Origin of the sequence: Vreelandella populi (assembly GCF_003989825.1) — a bacterium.
Classification (GTDB): Bacteria; Pseudomonadota; Gammaproteobacteria; order Pseudomonadales; family Halomonadaceae; genus Vreelandella; species Vreelandella populi.
On the sequence record NZ_RZHE01000015.1, the window covers coordinates 237,791 to 257,639 of the forward strand.

The following is a 19,849-nucleotide window of genomic DNA, read 5'->3' on the forward strand; positions in this document are numbered from 1 at the left end:
GGCAAAAAATAGGCGGGGTAATTATCTCAATGCGACCTGATAGTTAGCTGAACAAGGCGGGCTACCAGGGGGCGTACCATCAAAATACATAGAAATGCGCAAGGCATGGCGACGCGGTAAGCCTGCCAAACCTGGCTGAAATAGTGTTCATTGATTCCCGCGTTGACGGCAGTAATCAGCAGCGTCATCAAAAACGCCATAATCGTCGACATATAGAAAGCAAATACGACCGGCGTAAAGCGGGGGTGCAGCTTGCGCGCCGCCAGCATGCGCTGCTCCGGGAACTGTCGTTGCGTCATATAAAGTACCTATCGCTTGGTCATGAATAGTTAGTTAGCGAGCTACTTTACAATGCCCCCAAACTGCAGAGAAGTTGTCGCGCAGAATATCGTCATTAAAAGCGCCGAAATAACTAAAAATACACCCGTCGTTACAAGTTACGTAATAAAATAATCTCATGTTATTTATCAACACTTCAGGTCGCCATAACGCTCTGTAACATTCCCTCTGCATCGCCCTCACTTACCCCGAGCATTAAAAGAATCTGGCGCTGGGTGGCCAGCAGTACATACTGACGCTCCTCTTCACCAGGCAAACTTTTGGCAATCGCGACGGCGCCCACCAGGGAGGCTAAAATCACCCGTGATTTATCAGCAATAACACGGCGGTCGCTGGCGAAGGGCAGTTTTTTCAATCGGCTTAACGCGAGAAGTCGCGTTTCGAGCATCTTTTTCATGCTCAGGTAAGAAGCTTCAAACATGGTGCGGATTTCGGCCTTCTCGCTGCCTATCTCGTTAAACAGCACCGCTTCAGGTCCTGGCTGCTGCTTACGCTCAAGCTCCTGAAGGTTCCAGTAGTTGGACACCAGCTCGGTTAAATGCTGCAAAGAGAGCGGCCCTTTGACCAGCCTTGCCGCGCGGCTGCTATCCAGCGTCTTGCGTACTGAAGCGTCATAAAGCGCTTCTTTGGAGGCGAAGTGGGCATAAAAAGCGCCATGGGTCATCTTGGAAAGCTTCATTACCTGGCCAATGGAGACCTTGTTAAACCCGTAACGACTGAACAGTTCAGTGGCTGAGGCCAGAATACGCTCTCGGGTTTTCGCCTTGTGGCTTTTGGGATAAGGCATATTTACCTCGTTGTGGTACGGCTAAAGGGTGCCGCTGAATATTATCTTGATCATATAATACGTACTGCTAGCGTAGCCGTATTTGAAGCATCGAGGAGCCGCTATGCACTCACCTATTGTTATCACCGGCATGGGTATGGTCAGCCCACTGGGATGCAACGTCAAGGCAAGCTGGGAAGGCCTTCTGGAAGGCCGCTCGGGCATTCGTCAGATTACCCGCTTTGATACCGCGCAAACCCCTATCAAGATTGCCGGTGCGGTCCCCCACTCGACAGATGACCCGGTCGCGGGGCTGTGCCTGGATGATATAGCGGACGTTAAAGAGCGCCGCAAGATGGATCTATTCAGCCTTTACGCCATGGCGGCGGCAAAAGAAGCCCTTGAGCAGGCAGGTTGGCAGCCAACGGATGAAGCCCAACGCCGTGCCACGGCAACCATTATCGGTTCCGGCATTGGTGGGTTCCCGACGATTACCGAAGCCCAGCAAACGCTACAGCATAAGGGCTACCGCCGGTTGTCGCCGTTTACCGTGCCTGCATTTCTGGCCAATATGGCCGCAGGTAACCTGTCGATTCGCTATGGCTTTCAGGGCCCGTTGGGCTGCCCAGTCACGGCGTGTGCGGCAGGCCTTCAAGCAATTGGTGATGGCATGCGCCTGATTCGCAGCGGGGAGGCCGACGTTGCCTTAGTGGGCGGCGCCGAGGCGTGTATCGACCCGTTATCTTTGGCAAGTTTCAATGCGCTCAAAGCGCTCTCCACCGAGCATGAGCAGCCTGAAAGCGCATCGCGCCCCTTCGACAGTACCCGCAACGGCTTTGTCATGGGCGAAGGTGCGGGGCTGCTGGTAATCGAAACCCTGGAGCATGCCAAAGCGCGCGGCGCCACACCCCTGGCAATCATTAGCGGCTATGGCACCAGTGCTGACGCTTACCATATGACTGCCGGACCTGACGACGGCAACGGTGCCGCCGCGGCGATTCATTCAGCGCTTAAAATGGCGGGAATCTCCGCCGAAGAAATCGGTTATATCAATGCCCACGCTACCTCGACCCCGGTAGGCGACCGGGCAGAAATTGCCGCCTTGCGGCGCGTTTTCGGTAGCGCCCTGCCCAGCATCCCGATCTCTTCGACCAAGTCGGCAACGGGCCACTTGTTGGGCGCAGCAGGCGGCGTTGAGAGTATCTTTTCCGCGCTTTCGGCTACTACCGGCCACCTGCCGCCCACACTTAACCTGACCCATTGTGATGAAAGCATGCAGGATTTGGACTTTATCCCGCTAAAATCACGTACCCAGCCCACTCAGCATGTGCTGTGCAACGGGTTTGGTTTTGGCGGCGTCAATGCAGCACTGATTGTCAGTCGCGTGTAACGTCAGGCTTGATGCGCTCATCGGTTGGCGGAATCGCCTGCCAATCGGTTTTTGCCTGCGGTTAGCGTATCCTCTTAGCCTGCTTTTTTGCGGCGAAGAGACATGAAGCGCTACGAACGATTTGCCGAAGAAATATCCGAACTTATTCGCAGTGGCGTCCTGACGCCGGGCGAGCGCGTGCCCTCCGTTCGTCAGGCAAGTCGCCACTATGCCATTAGCCCTTCGACGGTGTTCCAGGCGTACTACCTGCTGGAAAAACAGGGGTTAATTGTTGCGCGCCCGCGCTCTGGCTATTTTGTCCGCGAACAGGCAAAGCTTTTTCTCAACGAACCCGAAATGACCCAGGGACACCCTGAAACGGCGGATATTGCGGTAAGCGAGCTGGTTTTCTCGGTACTCGGGTCACTTCAAGATGTGGATACAGTGCCCTTTGGCTCGGCCTTTCCCAGCCCCGAACTGTTCCCGCTACAACGCCTGGCGCGCAGCATGACCAAGGGGCTACGTGAGCTCTCCTCCAACGCCATCATCACCGATATGACCGCAGGCGATGCGGGACTGCGCCGCCAGATTGCCCTGCGCTATCGGCTGGCAGGCGTGCATTTGCCACCCCAGGAGCTGGTAATCACCAATGGCGCCATGGAAGCGCTCAATCTGGGGTTTCAGTGCGTGACCCAGCCCGGCGATCTTGTCGCGATCGAATCCCCAGCCTTTTACGCCAGCCTTCAGGTATTGGAGCGCTTAAAGCTGAGAGCGGTCGAAATTCCGGTGCACCCGCGGGAAGGGATCGATCTGGACAAGCTAGCCGATAGCCTTGCCAAGTATCCCATTAAGGCCTGCTGGTTGATGAGCCATTTGCAGAATCCGCTGGGTGCAAGCCTGAGTGATGCAAAAAAGCAGGCGCTGTATGCGCTATTAAAAAGGCATCAGGTACCGTTGATTGAAGATGATGTGTATGCGGAACTCTATTTTGGTGACAAGCCACCCACGCCGGTTAAGCACTTTGACGATGATGGCTTGGTGATTCACTGCGGTTCGTTTTCAAAGTGCCTGGCGCCCGGCTATCGAGTCGGCTGGGTAGCCGGCGGGCGCTATGCGGAAAGCATCTCCCGCCTAAAGCTGATGACGACTATTTCGCCATCGGTACCAGCCCAGGTGGCGATTGCCGACTACCTTCAGCATGGTAGTTACGACCGGCACTTGCGCAAGCTGCGCCTAGCTCTTAAAACCCAGCAAGGGCAAATACTTGCGGCGGCGGCACGCTATTTCCCAGCAGAGACCCGAGCAACCCGTCCGGCAGGCGGCTACTTTCTGTGGTTTGAATTTCCCAAACGGGTGGACTCGCTGCGCCTGTTTCAAATGGCCCAGGCGCAAGGGATCAGTATTGCCCCCGGGCCTATCTTCTCTGCCACGCAGGGGTATCGAAACTGCGCTCGCTTAAGCTATGGCCACCCCTGGACGCCGCGTAGCGAAGAGGCGATGGCTGTGTTGGGAGAACAGCTGGCATTGTTTTAGGCGCTTAAGCGTTTTGGCTATGCAGACGATGATTGCCTGCCGGTGTCTGCCGGGAAAGTTTTCCAATTTGATACAGATCGTGCAGATACATATCCAGCCGAAAAATGCCGTGGGAGATCACGATCAATACAAAGGTTAAGAGCATCAGAATCACCGGCTCGTTCAGCCAAGCAAACGCCGCTGAGGTGAACGGATACAGCAACGTATAGATACTCATGCCACCCAAAAACTGCGCCAGCATGCTGTTGATAATCACCAGTGAGATCATCAGCACGCGGATATCCCATTTAGGCAGGCGGGCTTTCCAGAACGGCAGGTGGCGAACGTTTATCTCTTCGTTGAAATCGAGCTGCTTCCTGCGACGCAGAAGAGGAATGGCGTAGGTGCCCGGCTTCTCTTCAGTAAAAGCCAATAGCGCCAGTTCAGGATCAAGCCCAGGGCCAAAGATACGCGTGACCGCCTGATTAAAAGCGCTAGTGTCATTGGTTTGCTTAGTGACACTGGCCTTCTGGGTTAACTCGCTCAAATGCTCTTTATTGGCGTTTGAAAGCTTCAAGTCATTGGCGAAGTTAATATTGTAATTAACCTCGTAGACTTGATACAGAGCGGCGGTCACACCCACGAAAATCATGAAATAGATAAAAACAGTTAGCATTGTCAGCCCCTTGAACGTTCTATCATCCTACCCGCGTGGCCCAACCAGCAACTTCGGTATGCTAAGCCAGACCAGTACGACTATGCCCTGCCCCGCTTATCCAGTACAGACTCAGAAAGGCACAATAAATACATATCAGTCTAGAGGCTGACCTGGCGCAAGCAATGTAGGCTTGGCAGGCAGGTGGTGCCTTTAGCGGTTTTAGTCACTAAGGATAACCCCACGCAATAGGAAAGCGGCCCCCGACTAGGCTAACATAGCGCTCCCACGACCCTGCTCGCGCAAGAACAATAATTAGAGTTAAACAAAATCCAGCTCACAAGGAACCTGCCATGCCCCCACAAGAATCGAGTACGCTGACGGTCTCCCCACCGGCCAAGTCAGTATATGCCAAGTACCTAGCGGCTCTCGGGCCCGGTTTTTTATTTGCAGGTGCGGCCATTGGTACCTCTCACGTTGTTCAGTCAACGCGTGCTGGCGCTGAGTACGGCATTGGACTTTTGGGCTTTATCCTGCTGGCAGTATTGCTTAAGTATCCGTCTTTCTTCTTTGGGCCTTTTTATGTCAGCGTGACGGGCAAGTCGCTGGTGGAAGGGTACCGTCAGACGTTTGGCAAATCGGTGGTAGCCCTGTTTGCGTTGGTTCAGATTCCCGTCACGGCGATCATTATTGCCGCCATTGCGATTACCACTGCGGGTCTGGCGGGCAGTATTGTGCCCTTGACGCTAAGCCCGCCCACGGTGGCAGTAATATTGATTGCGCTGTGCTGCGTGCTGACCTTTGCCGGCGGTTACAAGCTGCTCGACTGGGTCAACAAGGTCTTTATCGTCATCCTGAGCGTTACCACCGTGTTTGCAGCCATGGCTGCCGTGCCCTTGGTCGATTGGACGCTTTATCCGGCAACTGCGGTCTCTCCGCTGTTCAGCACCGCCACGTTTATTACGCTGGTGGCCGTACTGGGCCTGATGCCTTCGGACATTACGCTGGCGATCATGAACTCGCTTTGGTCAGAAGCGCGCAATAAAAACCAGGGTGTGCGCAGCGATACCGCCGCTGAAAAGATCGATTTCAACATTGGCTATATCGGTGCAGCAGTACTCGCCGCCTGTTTTGTGATCATGGGCGCGGGGGTCATGCACAGCCAGGGTATTACGCCTGCCGATGGCGCGGTGGGGTTTGCAAGCCAGGTGATTAGTCTTTACACCAGCACCTTAGGCGAGTGGAGCGGCGTGGTCGTGGGCATATCCGCGTTTACCGTCATGCTCACCACGCTTTTGACCGTGCTAGACGGCTTTCCGCGCATGATCACCGCCTCTTACTATACGTTTACGCGCGAAGCCGATACGGAAGAGACCCGCACGCTTGAGGGCGGCCGGGCATTTTTGGTGTGCATGGTAGGCCTATCGCTGTTGGCGATTGTAATTCTGTATACCCTAATGGGCAGCTTCCGCCTGTTTATGGACTTTGTGATGGTTGTGGCATTCTTGATAAGCCCGATTCTTGCCACCCTTAACCATCTAACGGCCAACGGTTCTACCGTGCCGTTGGCGCTGCGCCCTTCACGCCTGATCAATGCGTGGAGCTGGCTGGCGATCGCCACCTTAACGCTGCTTTCGCTGGGCTATATTTACGTACGCTTTATCTACTGATCTTCAGGCGTTAGGCGTTAGGCGTTAGGCGTTAGGCGTTAGGCGTTAGGCGTTAGGCGTTCATATTAATGGCGTGCTGGATAACAGCACGCCATTTTTTTGTATGACTCTTTTGTTTTTAGCCTATCGTTTTAGCCTAAAGGGCCGCCCAGAATGGTCTTTTTGATCCCTTCGCGCACGCCCTGGCCATCTTCACGGCTTAATTCGTCATACCAGTTTTGGGTTAGCGCCGGGGTGTGGCCATGGATCATTTGTGCACGCGTTCGCGCTCTTGCCACAATCTCCCCTACCCGCTTAACGCGCGCCGTATTGTAATTATCCAACGCCTGGCGCAGCGCCTCATTCGGCGTTGGCACATCCTCAAGGGCCTTTTGAACCACTTGAGCCAATACCCAGGCGTCTTCCATGGCCTGGCAACCGCCCTGGCCCAAATCGGGCGCCATGCCGTGGGCAGCATCGCCCAGTAAGGCCACGCGGGTATCGATCAGGGTCTCCAGCGGCTCGATGTCATGGATCTCAACCCGTGCCATGCGCGCCGAGTCAAAATGTTCGATCAGGGTCTGTACGGCGTCACTCCAGCCCGAAAAATGCTCGCGCAGCTCCTCCCGGTAGCGCGCTGGCTCGTTGGGCGTGTTGGCGGGCAGGGGAACGTCAAAGAAGCAGTAAAATTCCTGCTCAGCGTCGGCATTGCCACCGGTGCCCATGGGCATCAGTGAGACGCGCTTACTCTCGCCGACATACTGATCCCAGCTATCCAGCGGGGCAAGCTCAGCGGTGGCCTGCACGCGTACGTTCCAGTTCACATAGCCCACGTACTGGCGTTCAACGGGGCGCCCGATTATCTTGTTGCGCAGTTTGGAGTGCGTGCCATCGGCCACCACCAGCAGATCCGCCGTTACCTGCCGGCCATCGGCGAAAAAAGCGGTTACGCCATCGGCATTACTCACATAATCCACGCAGTGCTGGCCAAGCTCGATATGCTCGGCACCCACGGCGTCAAACAGGGTTTGCTGGAGTGCTGCCCGCGCAATGGGGCAAGCGCGCTGCTCTACGTCTTCATACAGGGGCGTTAAGGAAAAATCGCTAAGCAGTTCACCGTCGTGGCGCAGATAGCGCATTCGCTGCATATCACCACTCAAACGCTCGATCGTGGTGCCCAGCCCCAACTGGTGCATCACCTTGACGCCATTGGACCAGAGCGAAATGGCCGCCCCGATGGGCCGAATATCTTCGACACGCTCCATAACGGTAACGCGATGGCCGTGCTGCTGAAACGCCAGCGCAGCGCTCAAACCTCCCATGCCTGCCCCAATGACCAGAACATTTAGTGACATTGGCGAACTCCTTGCTGTTGTTATAAAAGATGATAGTAAATGCGTTCAGTGTAATCCGGTGAGTCGTGATACGAACAACGTCTCCAAGATACTCGAATTATTGAGCAAGATAGGTGCCAGCCTTATCGTACAGTTCCAACACTGCGCATGTGATACGCGTTCGCGCTATGCCTGCTCACTGAATGTCTGCTCGCTAAATGCCTTGGCAAACGCGGTTAGCTGCTGATGGAGCCAAACCGTGGAGGGCTCATTGGCATACAGCCCATGCTCAATCAGTGTCATATTCAGCGCGGGTAGCTCCTTGGGCGGCTCAACCAAGCGCACCGGCAACATGGCGCTAAAGCGCTGGGCCATTTGTCGGGGCAATGTCATGATCGCTCCGGTTAGCGCCACTACCCTCGCCGCGGCGATATAGTTAAGATTTTTGGAAATCACCCGTCGAGTTAATCCATGCCGAACCAGACAGTTATCAATATTACTCGGCCCCAGCCCGCTGATATCGGCAAGCTCGACATGCAGCGCGCCGGCAAACTGGGCAATCGTCAGGGCATCGCCGACATGGCTATTGTTCAACGCCGCCAGACACACAAGCTCTTCCTGCATCCAGGGGGTTTTCAGCACGCCGCCAGGCAGCTCGATCTGGCTATCCAGCCCCACCACCATATCGACTTGGCGCTGCTCCAGCCCTTCGCTCAATACCTCGGGGGTAATCAGCTCGATGGAAAAACTGATTCCCGGCGCGTAGGTCAAGAGCTGGCTGAGAAACGTCGGGTACATGACTTCTTCAAAGTAGTCCGTGGTGGCCAGAGTAAAGCGGCGCGTGCTGCTTTCAGGCGAGAACGCTGCCGGAGGCGCCAGGCCCTCCTGCAACATGGCCAACGCCTGTTGAACCACCGGCAACAAGGCAAGCGCTCGAGGCGTGGGCTGCATGCCCTGATCGGTGCGCACCAGCAACGGGTCACCCAATGCATCACGCAGACGCTTGAGCGCATGGCTGATGGCAGGCTGGCTTAGATGCAGCTTTTCCGCTGCCCGCGTTACGTGACGCTCATGCATCAGTGTCACGAATACCCGCAGCAGATTTAAATCAAAGTGGCGAAAAATGTTCATAAACTCCCACTACAAAGCACCATTCATATCACGAATGATTTAATTCTAAACATTCATTTAATGTATCACTGAAAATTATTTATTGTCGGCCTCCTTTCGCCCAGTGCGATGCACTTAAGCCCTTTGTTTCTCAATGCAGGCTCAACCCCAGGAGACGCCCCACGGTGAGCAACTCACAAATCATGCCCAGCCTGTTTGCTGATGTTATCTCTACCTTTATGGGCGTGGACAAAGCCACCGACCCCAAGGCAACCGACGCCGAGGTAGTGGTCAGCGGCGTACCGTTTGACCTGGCGTGCTCTGGGCGTGCGGGTACTCGCATGGGGCCGAATGCGATTCGTCAGGCCACCGCCAACCTGATCTGGGAAGGCAAACGCTGGCCATGGGATTTTGCCCTGGAAGAGCGCTTACGCGTGTGCGATGCGGGTAACCTTGATTATGCTTACGGCGAGCCGGAAAGCCTAGTGGATAATCTGGAAAACCATGCCAACCGCTGGCTCAGTGCGGGTAAAAAGATGCTGACGTTGGGCGGCGATCATTACATCAGCCTGCCCCTGTTACGTGCCCATGCCCGTGAGCATGGCCCGGTGGCACTGATCCACTTTGATGCCCACACCGACACCTACGAGCAAGGCACACGCTTTGATCATGGCACCATTTTCCACCACGCTCTTAAAGAGGGGCTGGTTGTGCCCGAGCACTCGCTGCAAATCGGTATTCGCACAAGCTACGACCGCCACAATCACCCTTATGAAGTGCTGGATGCCGATTGGGTGAACGATAACGGACCCAAAGCGGTGCTCGAAAAGATCCGCGCCCGCGTGGGCCACCACCCGGCCTACGTCAGTCTGGATATCGACGGCCTGGACCCTGCTTTTGCACCGGGCACCGGCACGCCGGTGTGTGGCGGCATGTCCACTGATCTGCTGTTGAAAGTCGTCCGCGGCCTGGTGGGTATGGACCTGGTGGGCATGGATGTTGTCGAGGTTAACCCGGCTTACGATCACGGCGATATTACCTCACTTGCCGCGGCGACGCTGGGGCTTGAGTTTTTGTATGTGCTGGCGGCGTCCAAGCGCTACTAATTGCATCGTACGCACCTAGATGTTGACTCGAACGCGACTTATGTCGCGTTCGGCACTTTTGAATAACCCCTCCCGCCGCTCGACAGGCCTGCGCAACCAAAGAGTTAACAGCACAACGGCCAGCAGCACTTCCGCCAGGTCGCCGCCGTAATACATCAACTGGGCGGCGGCCTGGACTTCCTCAAGCGAGTGGCCGGTGCCACGCGGCCAAGCGTAGCCGTACATCAGTTTGCCCAGCAGACTATGGGTGGCGATAGACGCAAACAGTACGCCTAATCGAAAACGCAGACTAAGCCGATGGGGCGACACATCGGGCTCGGCCAGAATCGCCCAGCAGAACAGATAGCCCGCCACCAGAAAATGGACATGTATCCAATAGTGAAGTGCTTGATTATCTAGCGATGCGCTATACAGAGGCGTGAGATACAGCACGTACATGCCGCCGATATTGAGTATAAGCGCGCTGACGGGATGGGAAACAAAGCGCACAAACCGGCTCTGCAGTAAGGCGGCTACACGCCTGCCACCTGCCTGCGGCAACGTGCTTAGTAGTAAAGTGATGGGGGCGGCCAGGACCCAGGCAAGCGGCGCCAGCATGCCGATCAATAAATGCAGGGCCATATGGCCCACCAGATCATGGTGCGCCCAGGCCATCAAAGGGGGCGCCACGGCGACGGCAAGCAGCAGACTGCCTAAGGTAAAAAAGACACTTCGCCAACCGCTCCAACCGGCCGCTTTATAACGCTGGGCATTAGCCGCCGCTAGATACGCCAGCGTGATTAAAACAATCAGCGCCAGCGGTAGCCAATTAAGCAACGTCCCTTGCGCTGCATGGGCATGATCATGAACGTGCATGTCTAGCGATACCCGAGACGCTTGGCACGGCGATAGAACCAGACACCGACCAGCAGCAGTACTATCGCGGCGCCGTTCCAGACCACGTCGTAAAGTAGTGGATCGACCCCGTAACGAATCTGATGCAGGCGTAAAATCTTGTGGTTGATCAAGCCATCAAATAGCTGAAAACCGCCCATGCCTAAAAAGAAGCCCGCCTTGGCCCAGGGGATCGCCAGGCGCTTGCGCTGGGAAAGGTCGAGTAGCATAAACACGCCGATCACAATGGCGAGTAACTCGAAGGCATGCAGTAGCCCATCCGAAATAATCCCAAACGTTGGCGTACCAAAATCAAAGAAATGGTGCCATTGAAGCAACTGGTGAAAGACTATTTCATCGACGGCCGCCATTACGCCAATACCCAGCAGTAACGCCGCCCATAACGAGCGTTTCGTATCAATATTTGAAGAGGTGGGATCGTTCGCCATGGCATCCTTGCTCCTGAAGACTCTTCTTCAGGTTAGGCACGCCAAGCGTTAGGCGCAACACGGCGGCTGCGGCTGTGTTGCTCTTCATACCGATTGCGCTGGCATCCCAGGCAGAGGGCTACCAAGCATGAATCAATATTGAGTAAAAAAACGCTTTGTATTAGCGAACGCTTATCAGCATGGCATCCGCGCTATGCATACGCCTTCCAACGCTCACTTACGTTAAGAGGCTGTATTGTTTACTTCCCCCGCCTAGAATAGCCAGGTCGGTGTTCCCTCGGGAACTTAATAGAGAATCCGCCGCGGCTTGCCCGCCAACCGGAACTGCCCCCGCAACTGTAGGCGGTGAGCGACGCTCGATGATGCCACTGGACGTAACGTCTGGGAAGGTGAGCTAGCCATGACCCGTCAGTCAGGAGACCTGCCGACTCATGTAAAATCATCGAGCGGGCCAGCTCGGCCTACTGCCGGTTTGGGTGGCCCGTTCATCATGCACGGGAGTGTACATGATGTTGAGATTGACCACGGCGATTGCCGCCAGCCTGTTACTGGGCAAAACGGCCTGCGCCGCTACTGACTACCCCTTAACGCTTGAAAGTTGCGGCCATGGCATTACCCTGGAGCAGCCTCCAGAGCGTGTAGTGAGCATCGGTCAGGCCCCCACCGAGATCCTTTACATGTTGGGCCTTGCCGATAAGGTGGCTGGCACCGCTCTCTGGATCAACCCGGTGCTTGAAGAGTTTGAAGCGGTGGATGCAAACATCGAGCGCCTTTCAGACAACGCCCCAAGCTATGAGAGCGTGGTAGCCAAAAAACCTGACTTGGTGGTTTCAGCGTACGAATGGATGATTGGACCGGCAGGCGTGGTGGGCACTCCGACGATGTTTGCCGATATTGGCATCCCCAGCTGGACTCTACCTACGGAGTGCATGGGTAAAAGCAACCAGCACAGCATGGACGGCGCTCGCACGGCGTTGTTCGATACCGAGCTTGTTTACGACAGCATTGCCACACTCGCTGAAATCTTTGATGTTACGGAGCGTGGCGACCAGCTGATCGCGGACCTCAAGGCGCGGGAAGCCGCTGCCGTCGCGAAAGCCGGGTCTCTGGACTTGCCCGACGACATCACCGGCGTTTTCTGGTACTCCTCCGCCGACTTGGCCATTGACCCTTATGTAGCGGGCGCGAACAGTGTACCCGACTGGCTGATGAGCCGGCTGGGGATCACCAACGTCGTGACCGCAAAAGAAGAATGGCCGACTGTTGGCTGGGAAACGATTGCCAGAAGCAACCCGACCTTTATTGCGGCCGCACAAATGAATCGACGGCGCTTTCCGGCTGATAATATAGCGGCCAAACGCGAGTTCCTGATATCCGACGCCGTTACCCGCGAGACCGAAGCCGTACAACAAGGCCGCATTATCGAGATTGACGCGCACGCACTGGATCCCTCGGTTCGAGCGATTTTTGCGCTAGAAGAACTCGCCGACCGGCTTGCCGAGTTCAAGCTGTCCCATTAATACGCCGGCCACGCCATGCAGCGCCCCGTCTACGGGGCGCGCTTTTTAATGTTAGGATTGATCGTAATATGGCGCTTTAGTAACGCAGCCAGGTATTGATTTCTTGAGCGACGAGCTCTGGGTGCGTCATATGAAGGCAGTGCCCTTCGCTTGCAAGCAGTCGCAGCGTGCTGCCCGGCATATGAGCATGCATATAATGGCCGACATCAGGGCTGGCCAGGGAGTCTTGCTGGCTTTGCAGTAGCAACGCCTCATGCTTGGCTTGCGGCAATAGATGACGATAATCCGAGAAGAAGGTCGCTTTAGCGAATGCCTTGGCGACCACCGGGTCAGTCGAGCAGAAGCTGTCCGATAGCTCGCTCGTCAGCAACTCAGAATTCTCAAGCCCCATTACCAGCGGCGCCAAATAGTTAGCCCAGCCAATATAATTGCGATCCATTAAACCCAGAAGCTCTTCAATATCAGCGCACTCGAACCCGCCATAATAGTCTGGCGGCATATTTAAAAAGCAGGGCGAGGGGCAAATCATCACCTGACTTGCAAAAAGCTCAGGGTGGGCAATGGAGGCCAGCAGGCCTATCGTGCCGCTCACAGAATGACCTATAAGATGCACCTGCGTTAAATTTAGAGCTTGGCAGATCTCCGTTACATCCTTGGCATAGCCTTCCAAGGCACGGTAACGCGATTCGCTAAACGCCGATATCTGCGACTGACCAGACCCCACATAATCAAAAAGCACCAGCGTGTAGCGCTCTTTCAGGTGAGGAATCAGGTGCCGCCACATTTGCTGATCACAGCCGAAACCATGAGCAAGCATCAGTGTTTTTTCGCCAGATCCGACGATAGTCACATTATTACGCGCCACGACCTGTTCTTTAGTTAACACGCAGTTTTACTCCCTTTCCCTTTTTAAACGAATGAGTTTTTATATTTCTCCTGACACGCTTGCTGATACCACTCATCGATCCATGTTGGAAAGGCGCGAGCGGGCATCGGCTTTGCTATGTAGTACCCTTGGCCACACTCACAGCCAAGTTCAACCAGCCGTTGGCTATGCTGTAATGTCTCAACCCCCTCCGCGACCAAGCCATATCCAAACGCATGGGCAAAGCCGATAACGCCCTTTAGAATGGCCAAATCATTGCTACTGGTCAGCATGTTCTTGACAAAACTACGGTCAATTTTAAGGGTATCTACCGGCAAATCCCTGAGGTGGCTCAAAGAGGAGTAACCGGTTCCAAAGTCGTCCAGTGAGATGCGAATACCCATTAGCCGACAGGCATTGAGCACTGAAGACACATGACTTACATCCTCAATAGTACTGGTTTCAAGCACTTCAATCTCAAATAGCTGTTTAGGCAGGTTGGGGAAGTCAGAAAGGATGGCGCTTAAATCGCGCAGAAATTGCGGGTGCTGCAAGTGGTAACCATCAATGTTGACGCTGACCTGTAGCTTCAGACCCTTCTGTACCCATATTTGTTGTTGGCAGAGAGCTGTCGTGATTACCCACCGTCCCAGCGCCAATCCGGTGGGCGTATTACTGAGTACAGGCAGGAAAGTGGCAGGCCCTTTTAGCCCTTCTACCGGATGGTTCCAACGTATTAAGGCCTCAACGCCAAACACCTTACCCGTACGCATATTGATCTTGGGTTGGTAGTAAAGCTCAAACTGGTCGAACTCCATCGCGGCTTTAATCGCTAACAGCTCTGAATGCTTTTCCTTCTGGACAACTTCATTATCTGTATTAAATAGGCAAACCTGGTTCTTTCCGGAAAGTTTTGCTTGATACATGGCCTGGTCGGCCTGGCGAATAAGCTGGCCTGGCTCTACGTCTTTCGCCTGGGGATAAAGGGTAACGCCGATGCTGGCAGAGAGATTTAACGGGAGAGCATCCACTTTAAAAGGTTCGGCAAGTTTACTAACCAGCCGAGTCAGCGACTCTTCTACCAAGCTTGCGCTGAAACAACCTTTTAAAAAAATTACGAACTCATCGCCTCCAAAACGAGCAACCATATCATCACTTTTAAGATTACCGGTCAGCCGCTCGGCCATTAGCTGAAGCGTCTTATCGCCGACATGATGCCCATGGCGGTCATTAATCTCCTTGAACCCATCAAGATCAACAAACGCCACGGCGAACGCCATACCGTTACGCTTTCGGCTCAGCATTTCCTGGTCAAGATATTTGGTTAAGGCAGCCCGATTAGGTAAGCCCGTCAATGGATCTGTATCTTTTAAAGTACGCAGTAAGGAAACCTTCTGTTCAAGTAGACTTTTAGTTTCCGTTAATTTCTCAAATAATTGGTTAGACCGGCTAACGCTACTGATACTCCAAAAAATACGATCATAGACGCTATCGTGACGTGCACTAACCACGATAGGCGCCAAGCTTTCTGCTGATGTTACCAGTGTGAGGCGAATTTCGTCACAGTATCCCTCCCTTGCAATCAGGGGCACAATATATGCTTCATATATAATCTGCGACGCTTTGCTCAATAAGGAAAATAGATCGGCATCTAGCAGCTCATGGGGTGAGTAGCCGAAATACTCCTCAATATAGCGATTGCTATACACAACATGTCGTTTATTGTCGGTAACCATGCATCCTACTGGGAAATCATCGAGTGAAAACAGAGTAGGAATGGACATGACGTACCTTGGATGATGATAAATGACTTCTGCGTAATCGACCTTTACTTTTCGTATAGTCTCTTATAATGATCAAATTTGATGTTGATATAATGTAACAAATTAATACAGATAATAACAAAAGTACTGGCACTAAGCACGTGTTGGTAAGAAATGATCGCCAACTTAAACATCAAGGAGCAGTAGGCCGCTTGAACCAGTGCCCTCTTTAGTGAATTACCGACCTTTGCAGAGAAAAGCGCTTGCCAGTATATAAGCCTACTGCTCCAGCGTTAGGAGCTGGTTAGGGTGGTAGCTAAGGATTAATTCGTGTCCGATAGGTGGCCCTCGCCTCTCTATTATGGTCATTAACAACCGCAAAACCGTAAACAATAAATACTCTGAAGCTAAATCATTAAGAAAAAATGAAACACGCTGAAACCAACGCCGCTGAGCCGTCCCTATACCAGTGCTCTAGGCTCACTTCCATTAAACCCATGCACGGTAAACTCACCAGGGGCGGCGCGTCGGGTGCCTAGCGCCTCCAAGGCATGGCTCATATCCAAGCGACCTGCCTCCCATCGTTCGGTTAGCGAGGGGCGTGAAAAATCAAAGGCTCGCATTTCGGTGTCGTGGGGCACGCCCGCATGGCTGAGCATAAGTAGCGTGGTGGCCCTGTCGGTGTGCGCCCCTTCTGCCAAGGCTGATGCCAAGGTTGGGTCTTTGCGCTGCTGTTCGGGAATCTGGTTGGCCAGTAGCTGCAACTGGCGACGCAACTCATGACGTTGGCGCAGGTTACTCAGGGCCCGCCTGCTCTGGTTTGAAAGAAGCAGCTCCAACTGCCGGTCCATCGCCTGTCCTACTGTCTTGAAGTCAGGCCCGCCGTGGCGGAATAAGTCCAGAGCAATACACAGCCGATCTTCTGTGCCAGCTTCATCCAAAGCAGCTTCCAAGGGGAGGTTTGAGGTCATCCCCCCATCCACCACTAGCTGGTCATCAATCTGCGTTGGCGGGAAAAAGGGAATAAACCCGCAACTCGCCAGCAGATGATCGGCGTTGATAGTCGATTTGGCAGTATCGAAACGTATTTCCTCTCCGCTATTGGCATCCACCGCGACGATGACCAATCTGATCTCACCGTTATTCAGCCGGTCCCAATCAACCAGCCGTTCCAAGCTTTCACGCAAGAAAGCGAGATCGTAGAGGCCGGTATCGGTAGGCATTGCCGGTAGCATGGATAAACCGCCTGGAAAACGCGTGTGATAGACAGCAGGGCTACCAAGAAGCAGGCTTTGCATGGCGCGACTGCGCTTACTGTCCCATGTGGTCGTCCAGGCAGGGCTAAAAGCCCAAGCCCCGTCCTGTACGGCGGTATTCCAAAAGTGATGCAGAGCATCAATACGTTTTTCTGGAGGATTACCGGCGATTAAAGCGGCATTGACCGCGCCAACGGAGACGGCGAAGATTTGGTCAGGATGAAAGCCCTGTTCGTGCAGCGTTTCATAAGCCCCGCCCTGATAGGCCCCCAGTGCGTTCCCGCCAGACAGAATGAGTATGCTTTGCTCAGCCATTGGACCTCCAAATAGGATCAACAATATTCATAACAGACGCGGGCATTAACCGACAAACGGGCGTTTTGCCCGCTGAATAGCTAAATATAAGCGACCCATCAAAGTGACCGGCAACAGCCGTATTACTTCGTATTCAGTGTGATTAACGTTAGCCCATCGAGAAGAATTTTCCACAGCGCCTTGCCGGCTCGCTTATTGAGCGCCAGCCTGCCGCGATGTGCCTTCACGATTCCCTGAGTAATGCTCAGCCTCAGGCCTTACCCGGTGGCACTTGATAGCGTTGACGCCTCGCCATGTACTTAAGGTTTCATATACGCTAGCGTCATCTGTGGCGACCCGCACAGTGCGTCGCTTAATTTGTGGACTATGTTCTAGAGCGTGTAGAGCAGATGAAAAAGCCGCGCATTTGCGCGGCTTTTTCTCGTTTCGGTCTTGGATGCCTCCGTTTATTTAACCTTAAGGCACACTATTCACTACGCGACCCACCACCTAAGTGCCTTGTGCTTTTTTCGTCATGGCGCCTGCAAGGCGGCATAGTAGCAAAGCGGCTACGCCACACAGCGCAATCGTCAACGGCATCAGGTGCGGCCCCTGAGTAACCAAGCTGACAATGTAGCCAACGGCCGCCGCTATCACATAGTGCAGGGTACCCATCAGCGCCGAGGCTACACCGGCTTTCGCCCCACCAGCGTTCATGGTCAGCGCGGTCAAATTACCAAACACCAGCCCGAGCGCGCCGATTGCGACCGCCAGCAGCGCCACGTAAATTTCGAACGTGACCATATCCGTCGTGACGACCAGATATAAAAGTGCACCGGCCAGTGTGTGCATGCCAAGCCCGATATAAGTCACCCCGGCAGGCGTCATACCGCGTGCAGACAACCCATTGGACAGCATGCCACCAATAATCAGCCCGACCGAATTGGCGGCAAACAGATAGCTGAAATGGGTCGGGGTCATGCCAAAATGGTCGGTAAACACAAAGGCCGCGGCGCTGATATAGGTGAAAAGTGACCCCAGAACAAAGCCACCGGCCGCCGTATAAGCCATAAACACCCGACGACGCGACTGAGCCAGATACCCACGCACGACACTGCCTACGCTAAGCGCTGTGCGCTGCCTAACGTCAAGCGTCTCGGGAATGGCTGCCAGGCTCCATGCCAATCCGATGACACCCAAGACGGCCAGTGTCCAGAAGATAACGCGCCAGCCGCCGTGCTCAAGCAGAAAGCCTCCCATCATGGGGGCCACTACGGGAGCGATCATCATGACCTGCATCAATAGAGAAAAGATTTTGGCGGAGCTTTTCACATCGCAAAGATCGGCCACGATGGCACGCGGCGCGACCAAGCCTGCGGCCGCGCCGATGGCCTGCAAAAAGCGCGCGGCGAGCAACCACTCAAGAGTAGGCGCCATGGCTGCAACCACCGAGCCTGCCACAAAGATCACAAGCCCCACCAAAAGCGGCATCCTCCGCCCAAAACGCTCCAGCAGCGGGCCATAAAGGCACTGCCCCAGCGCCAGCCCTGCCAAAAAGACCGACAGCGTTTGCTGCACGCTGCCCGCCGAGACCTCATAAGTCTGTGCAATCATCGGCATACCGGGCAGATACATATCGATCGCCATGGCATCGAGTGCGGTCAAAAGCGCCAGCAGAATCACCAGCGCCATGCCCACTGTCGTTTGGTGAGTATTATCACGGATGGCCTGTTCAGTCATGACGCTCTCCTACAAGCCTTGCGATGCTGTCGCCCATAAGGCGTTCAAGCGCATTGAGACGTGCTTCAAAACGCGACGGGCCAATATAGATAAGCGCCACGTGGAGGCTATCCACCATGCCCATGTAGGCATGCCCTAGCGTCAAGGCATCCTGGTCGGAAAACGCCTCCCCAACATGGCGACGCAACGCTGCCGTAAAATCTGCTAACAGCTGTTGCATGTAAGTTTCGTAGCCTTCCTGAAGCTCGTGGAAAAGCGACTCAGGCGGGATATAGGAGGTGCGTAGCAGAAACCGAAAGTGCTCAGAGTCGGCGTAGCGTGCCAACAACGATTCGCAATAGTATTGGCCTGGCAGCCCAGTATTGGAATGCTCAAAGCACTCATGGGCAAATTGCGATTCAATTTTCAAGGCATCTTCAAACACCGCCAAAAACAGCGCGTCCTTATTTTTGATATGCGAATACAGCGACGCTTTGCGAATACCGGCGTAGGCAGCAATTCCCGCCAGTGAGGCGCCCTCATAACCATGCCGGGCAAACTGGGCAACGGCTGCGTTGAGCACCCGACGCAATGCGGGTGTCGTTGTGGATAACATTTCTTGCTCTCCCAATATAACGTTCTTAAAGGCGCATGCCTCAAACATGTCAAAGCCCAATCGACGTATCATACCCAAAAACTACCGACCGGTAGGTAGTTTTTGTAGCTTATAAAAAAGGCCCTTTCGGGCCAAATAAAATCTACTGCTATCCGATTTAAAACATAGCTATCTAATTTAAAACATAGTGTTGTCGTTGGCCGCTTCTTCCGGCACAGACTGGATGACATCCCAGTGCTCAACGATCATTTCATTTTCAACACGGAAGATATCCACAACGGCCTCACCGCGATCCTCATCACCGTTGGTGGAGTGAACATGCAGCCAGACCAGATCGCCATCGGTGGCACTACGTACGATCTCGCTCTTGTAGTCCGGGTTTTCCTTGAAGTAGGCTGCAAAGTAATCCACGAAAGGCGCCTTGCCATCCGGTACTTCCGGATTGTGCTGAATGTAATCTTCCGCCAGCACCAATGAGCTCTGCTCTGTTTCATGCTCGTTGAAGAACTGGTTATAGAACTGGATGACCAATGCCCGGTTTGCTTCCTCGGCCTCGATATCACGTTCGGCTTGCGCAAAAGATACGGCGGGTAGGGATAGCATCAGCACCGACGTGGCAACGCTCAAAGATTTCAGTATCGACATGTAAACACT

The 19,849-nt window shown here is 54.2% G+C and carries 18 protein-coding genes and 1 riboswitch; of the genes, 5 read left to right on the forward strand and 13 right to left on the reverse strand.

Annotation, left to right across the window (positions count from 1 at the left end):
• Positions 1–26 precede the first annotated feature (26 nt).
• The gene (locus ELY25_RS15710; RefSeq protein WP_126952208.1) at positions 27–299 is read right to left on the reverse strand and encodes a DUF2798 domain-containing protein; all 273 of its coding nucleotides are present in this window, start codon (positions 297–299) and stop codon (positions 27–29) included.
• 176 nt (positions 300–475) lie between these two features.
• Entirely contained in the window at positions 476–1,126 is a 651-nt protein-coding gene (locus tag ELY25_RS15715) for a TetR/AcrR family transcriptional regulator (RefSeq protein WP_126952209.1), read from the reverse strand.
• A 103-nt stretch (positions 1,127–1,229) separates the two neighbouring features.
• Between ELY25_RS15715 and fabF the strand changes: the two genes are divergently transcribed.
• Both fabF and ELY25_RS15725 read left to right on the forward strand, forming a co-directional pair.
• On the forward strand, positions 1,230–2,495 hold the full coding sequence (gene fabF, locus ELY25_RS15720) for a beta-ketoacyl-ACP synthase II (protein WP_126952210.1): 1,266 nt from the start codon (positions 1,230–1,232) through the stop codon (positions 2,493–2,495).
• A 102-nt stretch (positions 2,496–2,597) separates the two neighbouring features.
• A complete protein-coding gene (locus ELY25_RS15725) occupies positions 2,598–4,007 on the forward strand; it encodes an aminotransferase-like domain-containing protein (protein WP_126952211.1) in 1,410 nt (469 codons plus the stop codon).
• A gap of 4 nt (positions 4,008–4,011) precedes the next feature.
• On the opposite strand, the gene ELY25_RS15730 is transcribed toward ELY25_RS15725, so the two are convergent.
• On the reverse strand, positions 4,012–4,662 hold the full coding sequence (locus ELY25_RS15730) for a hypothetical protein (RefSeq protein ID WP_126952212.1): 651 nt from the start codon (positions 4,660–4,662) through the stop codon (positions 4,012–4,014).
• A gap of 332 nt (positions 4,663–4,994) precedes the next feature.
• Between ELY25_RS15730 and ELY25_RS15735 the strand changes: the two genes are divergently transcribed.
• The gene (locus ELY25_RS15735) at positions 4,995–6,311 is read left to right on the forward strand and encodes an NRAMP family divalent metal transporter (protein WP_126952213.1); all 1,317 of its coding nucleotides are present in this window, start codon (positions 4,995–4,997) and stop codon (positions 6,309–6,311) included.
• Between the two features lie 131 nt (positions 6,312–6,442).
• Here the strand turns inward: ELY25_RS15735 and hpxO are convergent, their stop codons facing one another.
• Complete coding sequence (gene hpxO / locus ELY25_RS15740) at positions 6,443–7,645, reverse strand: FAD-dependent urate hydroxylase HpxO (RefSeq protein WP_126952214.1); 1,203 nt, start codon at positions 7,643–7,645, stop codon at positions 6,443–6,445.
• Positions 7,646–7,810: 165 nt separating this feature from the next.
• Positions 7,811–8,755: a LysR family transcriptional regulator gene (locus ELY25_RS15745; RefSeq protein WP_126952215.1), complete on the reverse strand. Its 945-nt coding sequence runs from the start codon at positions 8,753–8,755 to the stop codon at positions 7,811–7,813.
• Between the two features lie 182 nt (positions 8,756–8,937).
• Here ELY25_RS15745 and speB point away from each other — a divergent pair, with 182 nt between their 5' ends.
• The gene (speB, locus tag ELY25_RS15750) at positions 8,938–9,840 is read left to right on the forward strand and encodes an agmatinase (RefSeq protein ID WP_126952586.1); all 903 of its coding nucleotides are present in this window, start codon (positions 8,938–8,940) and stop codon (positions 9,838–9,840) included.
• Between the two features lie 15 nt (positions 9,841–9,855).
• Here speB and ELY25_RS15755 read toward each other — a convergent pair whose 3' ends face one another.
• Together ELY25_RS15755 and ELY25_RS15760 are read right to left on the reverse strand one after the other, a co-directional pair.
• Positions 9,856–10,695, reverse strand: coding sequence for a cytochrome c oxidase assembly protein (locus ELY25_RS15755; protein ID WP_126952216.1), 840 nt, complete (start codon positions 10,693–10,695; stop codon positions 9,856–9,858).
• A gap of 2 nt (positions 10,696–10,697) precedes the next feature.
• Positions 10,698–11,162 carry a DUF2243 domain-containing protein gene (locus ELY25_RS15760; protein WP_126952217.1) on the reverse strand — a complete coding sequence of 155 codons (465 nt, stop codon included), beginning with the start codon at positions 11,160–11,162 and terminating at the stop codon, positions 10,698–10,700.
• A gap of 250 nt (positions 11,163–11,412) precedes the next feature.
• Positions 11,413–11,605, forward strand: a riboswitch (cobalamin riboswitch).
• Between the two features lie 63 nt (positions 11,606–11,668).
• On the opposite strand from ELY25_RS15760, the gene ELY25_RS15765 reads away from it, so the two are divergent.
• Positions 11,669–12,682: an ABC transporter substrate-binding protein gene (locus tag ELY25_RS15765; protein WP_127041027.1), complete on the forward strand. Its 1,014-nt coding sequence runs from the start codon at positions 11,669–11,671 to the stop codon at positions 12,680–12,682.
• Between the two features lie 76 nt (positions 12,683–12,758).
• Here ELY25_RS15765 and ELY25_RS15770 read toward each other — a convergent pair whose 3' ends face one another.
• The 6 genes from ELY25_RS15770 to ELY25_RS15795 form a co-directional block, all read right to left on the reverse strand.
• Complete coding sequence (locus ELY25_RS15770; RefSeq protein WP_126952218.1) at positions 12,759–13,568, reverse strand: alpha/beta fold hydrolase; 810 nt, start codon at positions 13,566–13,568, stop codon at positions 12,759–12,761.
• A gap of 23 nt (positions 13,569–13,591) precedes the next feature.
• Positions 13,592–15,331 (reverse strand): sensor domain-containing protein, encoded by a 1,740-nt coding sequence (locus ELY25_RS15775; protein WP_126952219.1) that lies wholly within the window; start codon positions 15,329–15,331, stop codon positions 13,592–13,594.
• 440 nt (positions 15,332–15,771) lie between these two features.
• A complete protein-coding gene (locus ELY25_RS15780; RefSeq protein WP_126952220.1) occupies positions 15,772–16,881 on the reverse strand; it encodes a patatin-like phospholipase family protein in 1,110 nt (369 codons plus the stop codon).
• A gap of 489 nt (positions 16,882–17,370) precedes the next feature.
• Complete coding sequence (locus ELY25_RS15785) at positions 17,371–18,600, reverse strand: multidrug effflux MFS transporter (RefSeq protein ID WP_126952221.1); 1,230 nt, start codon at positions 18,598–18,600, stop codon at positions 17,371–17,373.
• Complete coding sequence (locus tag ELY25_RS15790; protein WP_185856126.1) at positions 18,593–19,195, reverse strand: TetR/AcrR family transcriptional regulator; 603 nt, start codon at positions 19,193–19,195, stop codon at positions 18,593–18,595. The genes ELY25_RS15785 and ELY25_RS15790 overlap by 8 nt, the downstream gene beginning before the upstream one ends.
• 177 nt (positions 19,196–19,372) lie before the next feature.
• The gene (locus tag ELY25_RS15795; protein ID WP_126952223.1) at positions 19,373–19,840 is read right to left on the reverse strand and encodes a nuclear transport factor 2 family protein; all 468 of its coding nucleotides are present in this window, start codon (positions 19,838–19,840) and stop codon (positions 19,373–19,375) included.
• Positions 19,841–19,849 lie beyond the last annotated feature (9 nt).

What these genes read in the sequence shown, in the direction of transcription:
- ELY25_RS15710 (WP_126952208.1), bottom strand. Translation starts at nt 299, where the DNA reads ATGACGCAACGACAGTTCCCGGAGCAGCGCATGCTGGCGGCGCGCAAG.
- ELY25_RS15715 (WP_126952209.1), bottom strand. Translation starts at nt 1,126, where the DNA reads ATGCCTTATCCCAAAAGCCACAAGGCGAAAACCCGAGAGCGTATTCTG.
- fabF (WP_126952210.1), top strand. Translation starts at nt 1,230, where the DNA reads ATGCACTCACCTATTGTTATCACCGGCATGGGTATGGTCAGCCCACTG.
- ELY25_RS15725 (WP_126952211.1), top strand. Translation starts at nt 2,598, where the DNA reads ATGAAGCGCTACGAACGATTTGCCGAAGAAATATCCGAACTTATTCGC.
- ELY25_RS15730 (WP_126952212.1), bottom strand. Translation starts at nt 4,662, where the DNA reads ATGCTAACTGTTTTTATCTATTTCATGATTTTCGTGGGTGTGACCGCC.
- ELY25_RS15735 (WP_126952213.1), top strand. Translation starts at nt 4,995, where the DNA reads ATGCCCCCACAAGAATCGAGTACGCTGACGGTCTCCCCACCGGCCAAG.
- hpxO (WP_126952214.1), bottom strand. Translation starts at nt 7,645, where the DNA reads ATGTCACTAAATGTTCTGGTCATTGGGGCAGGCATGGGAGGTTTGAGC.
- ELY25_RS15745 (WP_126952215.1), bottom strand. Translation starts at nt 8,755, where the DNA reads ATGAACATTTTTCGCCACTTTGATTTAAATCTGCTGCGGGTATTCGTG.
- speB (WP_126952586.1), top strand. Translation starts at nt 8,938, where the DNA reads ATGCCCAGCCTGTTTGCTGATGTTATCTCTACCTTTATGGGCGTGGAC.
- ELY25_RS15755 (WP_126952216.1), bottom strand. Translation starts at nt 10,695, where the DNA reads ATGCACGTTCATGATCATGCCCATGCAGCGCAAGGGACGTTGCTTAAT.
- ELY25_RS15760 (WP_126952217.1), bottom strand. Translation starts at nt 11,162, where the DNA reads ATGGCGAACGATCCCACCTCTTCAAATATTGATACGAAACGCTCGTTA.
- ELY25_RS15765 (WP_127041027.1), top strand. Translation starts at nt 11,669, where the DNA reads ATGATGTTGAGATTGACCACGGCGATTGCCGCCAGCCTGTTACTGGGC.
- ELY25_RS15775 (WP_126952219.1), bottom strand. Translation starts at nt 15,331, where the DNA reads ATGTCCATTCCTACTCTGTTTTCACTCGATGATTTCCCAGTAGGATGC.
- ELY25_RS15780 (WP_126952220.1), bottom strand. Translation starts at nt 16,881, where the DNA reads ATGGCTGAGCAAAGCATACTCATTCTGTCTGGCGGGAACGCACTGGGG.
- ELY25_RS15785 (WP_126952221.1), bottom strand. Translation starts at nt 18,600, where the DNA reads ATGACTGAACAGGCCATCCGTGATAATACTCACCAAACGACAGTGGGC.
- ELY25_RS15790 (WP_185856126.1), bottom strand. Translation starts at nt 19,195, where the DNA reads ATGTTATCCACAACGACACCCGCATTGCGTCGGGTGCTCAACGCAGCC.
- ELY25_RS15795 (WP_126952223.1), bottom strand. Translation starts at nt 19,840, where the DNA reads ATGTCGATACTGAAATCTTTGAGCGTTGCCACGTCGGTGCTGATGCTA.